This window comes from Dolichospermum lemmermannii CS-548, assembly GCF_028330815.1.
In the GTDB taxonomy this organism is placed as follows: domain Bacteria; phylum Cyanobacteriota; class Cyanobacteriia; order Cyanobacteriales; family Nostocaceae; genus Dolichospermum; species Dolichospermum lemmermannii.
In genome coordinates this window covers 1-8,244 of the sequence record NZ_JAQMTJ010000035.1, presented here as the reverse complement: position 1 = coordinate 8,244, position 8,244 = coordinate 1, and the positions used below count along the sequence as shown (strand labels likewise).

Here is an 8,244-nt window from a genome sequence, read left to right as displayed (position 1 = left end):
TGTTTGAAAAGTATTAGATGAAACCAACAATCTCCGAAACCTAACCCCCCTTCCCCCCTTCCCTACAAGGGAATGGGGGTTTCAAAGCCTCTCCCCGCGTCGGGGAGAGGTTTGGAGAGGGGTTTATTGATACATTAAAAACTTTTCAAACATCCTCTTATCATCACGATTCATCAAAGTTTGTATAGTCCAATTTCCTTTTTCATCTTGACGATAAACTTCTACCTTAACTTCATTTTGAGAAATTAAAACATATTCTTTTAAATATATAAATACAAATGTAGCGCCAGGTATTTTTTGCTGAATATTGGGTATAAACTAGAAAAATACAGTCTTTTAAACTTGAAGTTAAAGTGATATAAATTCCACTTCAAAACTCATTTTCCAAATTACCCCACATTACAGTTATTACCTGGACACTGCTTGTTAGACGTTCTTTTTCTGGGTATCACGCCAAACTTCGGACATCCTTCCCCAGTTGGTGCTAAATTCATCAAAACCTAGAAAAGTTCCCGGTGTTTCTTCATCCCAAGAAGCAGAAAGAACACCATAAGTAATTCCCACCACACCTAACCCAAACAATCCCATATTCACCAATAAAACGGCGATAGGCGGAAGTTGGATATCAGCCAAGGTAACTAATAGATAGCTAACTATCAAACTAGTAATCCCTAAAGCTGTGGGGATACCGCAAAAACCAGCCACTCTGCGAATCATTCGCTGGCTGACTACTTCAGGAATCGCCATTTCTTGTTTAGAATAACGACGTTGCTGTTGCGGTTTTTCTTGGGTTTCTTGGGTTTTAATGACAGACTTAGTTACAGTCTTAGCGGGTTTGGGACGCTTTTTGTTTGGCTCAAAAGGCAATGGACTACGTTCCGATTCTTCAGCAGCCATAAGAATTAGTTCCTAACCGCGAATACCGAGACGAGTAATTAAAGCTTTATATCTTTCTTGACTACCTGCTTGGATATAAGCCAGAAGACTCTTTCTTTGACCAATCATCTTCAACAGTCCTCTGCGGGAGGAATGGTCTTTTTTGTTAGCTTGCAAATGTTGACTGAGCTTGTTAATGCGGTCAGTTAGCATGGCAATTTGAACATCAGCCGAACCGGTGTCGGTTTCATGAACTTGGAAGCCAGAAATTATTTCTTGTTTGCGCTGTTGAGTCAGAGCCATGGTCGCTTAAATTGTGATTGTTTTTAAATTTGTGTAGCAGTTTCCTATAATATCACACCCATCCATTGCTGTGGCAAATTTCTCTAGAACTCCTGACACTCTCAGGGCTTAACAATAGTAATTAAATTAAATCCGTTCATTTTTCAACTTTTCTCTACCGACCAGAGAGAAATTTGACCAGCCATACACTGAGCCAGCCTAAGAGAGCATACACGATAATTGCAATTAGGACATTGACATCAAAAACATTCGCTCCACCACCAGCAACAGGACTAATTAACAAGGTGGAAAATGGCGCAATGAAGGGAGCGGAAAGATTGTAAATAAACTGGGCAAAGGTATTTTGCGTATTTGCCCCGGAAAAACGCAGAAAGAAGCGTAACATCAGCAGGATTTCCAGCATTCCCACTAGCAGGTAAATGCTATTGATAATCCAGGCAAATATAGATCTCCGTTTGCCAGATTCAAGTCTTCCCTCTTCCTGTTGCAGTCGGAAACTTTCTTCTTCACTGCGAAGTTCTTGCCTTCGCGCAGAATTGCTTCGTTCATGAGGATTTCTATTCATAAGTTTGGGATTTTTATTAATATGGCTATAACTTCAGTGCTTGTATTCAAACCTCAGATACAGCCTTGCATCCTCAAAAATTAGACTATGCGGCGACCAACTAGTAAATTGTAAACTATTCCAATTAGAGCTAAAACTAAAAGCAGATGAATTAAGCTACCCCCGACATGAACCGAGAATCCTAACAGCCAGAGGACAAAGAGTACAACAGCAGCCGTCCAAATTAGATTAATCATATTTGCCTTTTATTATATAGGGCTTGCTGAATAAACCGAAAACCTAGATATATTAGGAGTTTCAGAGTTGAAAAAGGTGAATTAGGTGCAAGGAATAAGCGTTAAAACCATCAAAAACTTATCACTTTCTCAGATTTGAAACTATTCTTACCTCCTTCTAATTCTTCCTCCTGACTCCTGACTCCTGACTCCTGACTCCTAGCCCTCACCAAAAGACTTTTTCAGCAAACCCTATATAGTGTGTTACTACAGAAGTCTTTGGTTATGCAAATATCTTATCTGAACATGATTGAATCTCAATCCTCAAGAAGAGATAGTCCAACAGAAAGAGAACAAATTTCATCATCAGCACTCTTTTTTTGGCGAAGATATTGAGGAGAGAGACGGTGTTTTTGCTGCTGTTGCTAAATCTTGAATCGAATCTAATATTACTCCGGTGATTTGAGAGCTTGATCTAAAACTTGTCTAGCTTGTTCTGCTTTTCCCCTCGCTTCCTGGTAACGCAGATTAGCTTGAGCAAAATTTTTGAGAACTTTAAAACCTTCTTTAAGATGGGTTATTTCTTCCTCGGTGACAGATTTATCGGAAAACAGCACATCAATGGCTTGACGAATTTCTAAGGCTTCAGTGCGTGATTCTTGGACTTTTAACTTCAGGGAAGCTAAATTACTGAGAATTTGCACTGCTTGGGTAATTTCGTCTTCACGACTAGAAGTATCTGTAGTTGGTTCTTTCACCTCAATTAATTGTTGCGGACCAAATCCCTCTTCTAGTTCCGTTGGTAATTCACCAGCCTCCATGAGTTCCATTAGTTGATCCATGGCTTTATCACGGGCTTTAGCGGAATCTTTACCAGGAACAATCAGGATAAGTTCCGGGCTTTGAGCGAGACTGTACTGAACCATAGGTGTATATATAAATCCTAGCTAATTTGTGAAAAGTATGATTGCAATTAAGAATTGCAAAGAAAAGAAATTTTAGTTCAATTATACTGAATAAAGGTAAACCAAAATATAACAAAATGGCAAATTTATGACTCCCAATCCCGCCATTATGCTTTCTGTGGAACAACTGGGCTACCGAGTCACAGTTGGTGATGTAGCCACCCAGATAGGATTAAATATAGCTGAAGTCAACCAAAGTTTATTAGCCCTTGCTGCTGACGCTGGGGGACATTTACAGGTTGCAGAATCAGGTGATGTTGTTTACCAATTTCCCAAAAATTTTCGGGATATTATCCGCAATAAATACTTGCAAATCCGATTGCAGGAATGGTGGAAAAAAGTTTGGTCTGTCCTATTTTACCTAATTCGGATTTCCTTTGGCATTCTTTTAGTTACTTCTATCGTTCTGATTCTTGTGACTATCACTATAATCATGAATGCTAATTCAGATCGGGATAATGACAATCGCAGTAGCAATTCTAGAGGTTTTAATTTCTTTTTCTTTCCAGATTTATTCTGGTATTTTAGCCCAAATCATCGTGATAGCTACCAAGAACGACGGAGGGAACGGGGTGAAAATAATGAAATGAATTTTTTTGAAGCTGTGTTTTCATTTCTCTTTGGTGATGGTGATCCTAACGCCAATTTGGAAGAACGTCGCTGGGAAGAAATTGGGGCTGTAATTAGTAATAATCAAGGTGCTGTAGTTGCAGAACAAATTGCTCCTTATTTAGATGATATTGGCGCAAAATATCAACAAGAATATGAGGATTATATGCTGCCTGTGTTGGTAAGATTTAATGGAATGCCCCAGGTAAGTTCTGACGGGCAAATAGTTTATTATTTCCCAGAATTACAGGTAAGAGCTAGTAAAAAACAGCGGCGTTCAATATCTGAATATTTGCATGAATTTTCTTGGAAGTTTAGTTCTGCCAGTTCTGGACAACTCATGCTCAGTGCTGGTTTGGGAGGAGTGAATTTTGTTGGGGCTTTAATCCTGGGTAATTTATTGAAAAATGGCACAATTGCGACTCAAATTGGGGGATTAGTCGCTTTTGTGCAAGGAATTTATGGACTTCTATTAGCTTATGGTATTGGTTTTTTAGCTATTCCTTTAATTCGGTATTTTTGGATTAAACGACGCAATGATCAGGTTTCTACTCGCAATCTTCAACGTCAAGAACGGGCTAGATTATTAGCAGGTGCAGATGCTTCTTTGCAGAAAAAGATCGCTTTTGCTCGTGAATTTGCCACAGAAAAAGTTATTGGTAAAGAAGATTCTGTTTATTCTACAGAAGCAGATTTGTTAGAACAGGAATTTCAGAATAAGCAAATAGGTGACGGGTAATTGGTAATTGGTAATTGGTAATTGGTAATGGGAAAATTCTTTCCCCCTGCTCCCCTACTCCTCTGCTCCTCTGCTCCCTGCCCCCTGCCCCTACTTTGCCTGAATAGGTGTCAGGGCTACACCTTTGTAGTAATATCCTAAAATTTGCAGGTGGTTTGCACCACGTTTTGCTAATTCGTAAGCTCCCCATTGGCTCATTCCTAAACCGTGACCAAAACCTAATCCTTGCAGAACAAAACCGCCATTTGCATCTTTACTAACAATAAACCGGGTACTTTTAATTTTGAGTGCAGTTCTAACTTCTTCACCTTGGAGAACTTTAGTCCCTTTATCACCAATAATTTTTAAGGATTTGACACTTTTGAAAGGTGAAAGAGTTTCGATAATCATGTCTTTGACATTACCAACACCGGCAATTCTGGCACTAATTTCTCCGGGAGTGAAGGTTTTTACCCAGTTACATTCTTTGATCTTTTGGTCAAAGTCGGGAACAGCCCGCAGGTAAGGTTCTTTGCTAACCCAAACATCTTCAACGTTTTCAGTGTGTCCACCAGAACAAGCGTGAAAGACGGAAAGAATGATTTGGTTGTTGTAGGTTAAGACTTTGCCTGCGGTGGTATCTGCTGCGGTGTAAGTTTTAGGAGATTCACTACTTACACCTTTATAAATTTGCCAACGGTCTGGACTATCCCCTAAATCGTAAACGGGATTTTTCCGCTGTCTTTCCCGTTCATAAAGGGCATAGGTACGGGCAGCAATGGCTTGGGCCTTGAGGGCTTCTTGTGGCCAGCTAGTATCCATTTCTCCACCAATGACGCTGTAGAGATATTCTTCTAAATCTACCCAGTTCACAGCAGTTAAACCGTTGGCTGTGGGTACTACTAGGGTTCTACCACGAAACCAGCGATCGCCAATATAAACATATCCCTTCTTGGTGGGTTCTATCCAAAATAACCCGGATTGCCATCTATCTAAAGCTACACCTCCAGGAACTGCTTGAGCCGCAAAGGCACTCATTCCTGGTAATTCTCCCAGAGTCTTACCACTACTATCTTTGACAATAGCGGTTGTGGAAGCACCGACTTTTACCTGTTTGACTTCTCTTTCAATTGCCACACGCAGAATTACAGATGCTTGTGCAGGAGCAAGTAATACAAACCACATCAGGATACCTATCCACCAATGTCTACCTTTAATCTCAGAAAACAAATTGCCTAATAACAGTGGGAATTTCATACTATTGTTTGATCACAAGCGTCTACTATTCTAGTTCAGCAATTCTCTAAACAGACAGATTGAGAACTGGAAACTCGGTAATTTTCTTTCTTCTTTCTTCTTCTAAACTCCTGACTCCTGACTCCTGACTCCTTTTTTCATGGTGTCAATATTTGGGGAGCATCATAAACTTCATTCCCAATAATACCAATTAGATTTAACTTGCTTAAAATTTCTGTAGCTTCCATCAGTTTATTGGGAGTAACTTTACCAATGCGTCCTACCATAATAATCCCATTACATAAAGAAGCGACAATTCTGCCATCAACTGCATCTAAAACAGAGGGCGCATCTATCAGCACTAAATCATAATTTTGGGCAAATAAATCCATTAATTCTTGCATTCGCTCAGAACTCAACAAATTTGCCACATCTTCTGGTATGGGTCCAGCAGTCAAAACATCAATAGCTGGGTGAATGGGTTGAATATAATTATGAAATGATGTATTAATATCATCAACAAGTAATAAAGATAAACCCCAATCATTGGTCAGCCCTAGAGTTTTATGTAAACTGGGAGAACGCAGGTTAGCATCAACTACTAATACTCTTTGGTGCATTCGAGCCGCACTAGACCCCAACCCTAAAGCCAAAGTTGTTTTTCCTTCTCCTGGTAGTGCAGAAGTTAACATCAATGATTTTAAAGGTAGAGAATTATTTAACATCTGAATATTCTGGTAAATAATATCTAAGTTCTGATGATTAGGTAAATTCTTAATAATTTCCTGATGAGAAATATCCAGATTTTTAGATTTATCTCTAACTATAGATTGGAGTTGGCTTGTCCAACTATCTTTACGTTTTCCTAATCTTGGTACTGACCCCAATAACTGAATATTTGTGAGATTTTGTAAGTCCTGAGTATAGAAAATTGCATTATTAAATTTTTCCCAAATTAAAGCTGCTGCTAAACCCAATATTGGCCCAATTAATATGCCGCCAACAATTAGCAACCAGCGCAAATTTCCTATATGTATTCCCAAAGCGGGTTCTTCTAAAATTTGCCAATTAAAACCTTCTTGAGCAATTTTTACACCTAATGAATTTTGCACTTGCGTCAATTGTTGCAGTGTTTTGCGATAAATTTCTACATTTGCAACTAACCTCTTATATTCTGTAATCAAATTTGGGTATTTACTCAGCAAGGAACGAACTTCTTGTTCGGATTTTGCCAAATCACGATCATGAGCAATTAGTCCTAATGCGTTCACTTTTAATTGAGTTAAATCATTTTCTAACTTAGGTATTATTTGTCCTGATAATTTTGATTTACTATTGATATCAACGGCTTTATTTTGTCCTTGTTGTTGTAATATTGTGACGATAATTTGTTTTTTTTGTTTCAGTTGTTCAATAATTGGATATTTTTCTGTGTAAAGTATCCGAGCTTGAGTTAATTCCTTTTCTGTTTGCTTAAGTTCACGAATTAAGGCTTGATATTGGCGAGATTCAAGGGAATCATCAATATTTATTTGCTTTTGATGAGAAGAAGCAATTGCTTGTTCTAGACTGTTATGTCGAGTCTGTACATCTTGCAGTTGAGCGCGAGTTTTTTGTCGCTGCTTTTGAATATCTGCTAAAGACTGTAGTAAAATTTTACTTTGTAAAATTGGATCAATTAAATTATTCTGTTGACGAAATTTTTCTAATTTTTTCTCGGCTTTTAATACATCTTTTTGCAGTTGCGGTAGATGGTTATTAGCAAATACTAACCCTTGATTAATCCGCTGATTTTTTTGATCGGTATTATAGTCCTGATATACTTTCTCTAAAGCTTGTAATACTCTTTTACTTTTCAGAGGATCTTTGTCTGTAAAAGAGATTGAAAATACTTGGTTTAAATTTTGATTAACTTCTGTATCTACTGGTAACTGAGTTAGTGATAAAGATGAAGTTTTATCAATTTTGCTGTTACTATAAATATCTTCTATGGTCATCTGTGGATAATCAGTATGAAGTAAATTTACAGCTTTTTGCACTAATTTAGCACTCAGCATTAATTTCACTTGACTACTGTAGTCAATAGATGATAACTGTGGTTTTTGTAAGTCTTTTGTCGTTTTTTCTGGCTTACTAGCTGGTAAAGATTTATCTGAATTATAACTTACCAATATTTGCATATAGCTTTGATAAGTTGGTTTAGTAGTAATGGCAAAGAGGCTTGTTACTGACATAACCGCACAAGAAACCCCTAGAATAAACCAACGGTGGTGAAGTGCAATCGCAGTTATTTTTTTGATATCAACTACAATATATGTAGAGCTATTAAGCAATTTTTTTAACGTTATCGCATTTGTAGCCACAATTATATTCCTCTCAAATTCAATAATATATCTGGAAGAAGATGATAATTAGAAAACTTTTAGAGATATTTGATACTCAATGTTTTCTGTTTAATAATCAATACTTATTCTTCCTCTGATTACAGATATACTTAACAGAAAATATTCAGCAAGTAGTTCTTGGCTAATACCTTCAACTAGATATATGTCTAATCAGTGTGAGAAACATAAATTTTCTGCAAATATTTATCTTGGGAGGAGGTACCAGCAATACCTTTAGAGGATGTTTGAAAAGTGGTATTCCGTAATTTTCATCACATTGCTACCCCCCTTTCCCCTTGTAAAGGGGGGAAACAATAAAAATCCAGTTCCCTCCCCTTTACAAGGGGAGGGTTAGGGTGGGGTAAAAAATATT

General features: G+C 37.8%; 8 protein-coding genes. 1 reads left to right on the top strand and 7 read right to left on the bottom strand.

All coding sequences use genetic code 11. The annotated features are described in order from the left end of the window. Positions 1-426 precede the first annotated feature (426 nt). The 5 genes from PN450_RS01850 to PN450_RS01830 form a co-directional block, all read right to left on the bottom strand. Entirely contained in the window at positions 427-897 is a 471-nt protein-coding gene (locus tag PN450_RS01850; protein ID WP_168651437.1) for a PAM68 family protein, read from the bottom strand. Between the two features lie 12 nt (positions 898-909). Further along, positions 910-1,179: a 30S ribosomal protein S15 gene (rpsO, locus tag PN450_RS01845; protein WP_168651438.1), complete on the bottom strand. Its 270-nt coding sequence runs from the start codon at positions 1,177-1,179 to the stop codon at positions 910-912. Between the two features lie 154 nt (positions 1,180-1,333). Continuing rightward, positions 1,334-1,744 (bottom strand): YggT family protein, encoded by a 411-nt coding sequence (locus PN450_RS01840; protein WP_168633415.1) that lies wholly within the window; start codon positions 1,742-1,744, stop codon positions 1,334-1,336. Positions 1,745-1,824: 80 nt separating this feature from the next. Then, positions 1,825-1,980 (bottom strand): lmo0937 family membrane protein, encoded by a 156-nt coding sequence (locus PN450_RS01835; RefSeq protein ID WP_148279107.1) that lies wholly within the window; start codon positions 1,978-1,980, stop codon positions 1,825-1,827. A gap of 428 nt (positions 1,981-2,408) precedes the next feature. Continuing rightward, positions 2,409-2,885: a hypothetical protein gene (locus PN450_RS01830; protein WP_015079608.1), complete on the bottom strand. Its 477-nt coding sequence runs from the start codon at positions 2,883-2,885 to the stop codon at positions 2,409-2,411. 127 nt (positions 2,886-3,012) lie between these two features. On the opposite strand from PN450_RS01830, the gene PN450_RS01825 reads away from it, so the two are divergent. Continuing rightward, positions 3,013-4,272, top strand: coding sequence for a hypothetical protein (locus tag PN450_RS01825; RefSeq protein WP_271835243.1), 1,260 nt, complete (start codon positions 3,013-3,015; stop codon positions 4,270-4,272). 90 nt (positions 4,273-4,362) lie between these two features. On the opposite strand, the gene PN450_RS01820 is transcribed toward PN450_RS01825, so the two are convergent. Together PN450_RS01820 and PN450_RS01815 are read right to left on the bottom strand one after the other, a co-directional pair. Then, positions 4,363-5,508: a SpoIID/LytB domain-containing protein gene (locus PN450_RS01820; protein WP_271835242.1), complete on the bottom strand. Its 1,146-nt coding sequence runs from the start codon at positions 5,506-5,508 to the stop codon at positions 4,363-4,365. Positions 5,509-5,645: 137 nt separating this feature from the next. Continuing rightward, a complete protein-coding gene (locus tag PN450_RS01815) occupies positions 5,646-7,850 on the bottom strand; it encodes a GumC family protein (protein WP_271835241.1) in 2,205 nt (734 codons plus the stop codon). Between the last annotated feature and the right edge of the window lie 394 nt (positions 7,851-8,244).

Bases quoted from the DNA above. Each gene is read 5' to 3' on its own strand.
- PN450_RS01850 (WP_168651437.1), bottom strand. From the start codon at position 897: ATGGCTGCTGAAGAATCGGAACGTAGTCCATTGCCTTTTGAGCCAAAC.
- rpsO (WP_168651438.1), bottom strand. From the start codon at position 1,179: ATGGCTCTGACTCAACAGCGCAAACAAGAAATAATTTCTGGCTTCCAA.
- PN450_RS01840 (WP_168633415.1), bottom strand. From the start codon at position 1,744: ATGAATAGAAATCCTCATGAACGAAGCAATTCTGCGCGAAGGCAAGAA.
- PN450_RS01835 (WP_148279107.1), bottom strand. From the start codon at position 1,980: ATGATTAATCTAATTTGGACGGCTGCTGTTGTACTCTTTGTCCTCTGG.
- PN450_RS01830 (WP_015079608.1), bottom strand. From the start codon at position 2,885: ATGGTTCAGTACAGTCTCGCTCAAAGCCCGGAACTTATCCTGATTGTT.
- PN450_RS01825 (WP_271835243.1), top strand. From the start codon at position 3,013: ATGACTCCCAATCCCGCCATTATGCTTTCTGTGGAACAACTGGGCTAC.
- PN450_RS01820 (WP_271835242.1), bottom strand. From the start codon at position 5,508: ATGAAATTCCCACTGTTATTAGGCAATTTGTTTTCTGAGATTAAAGGT.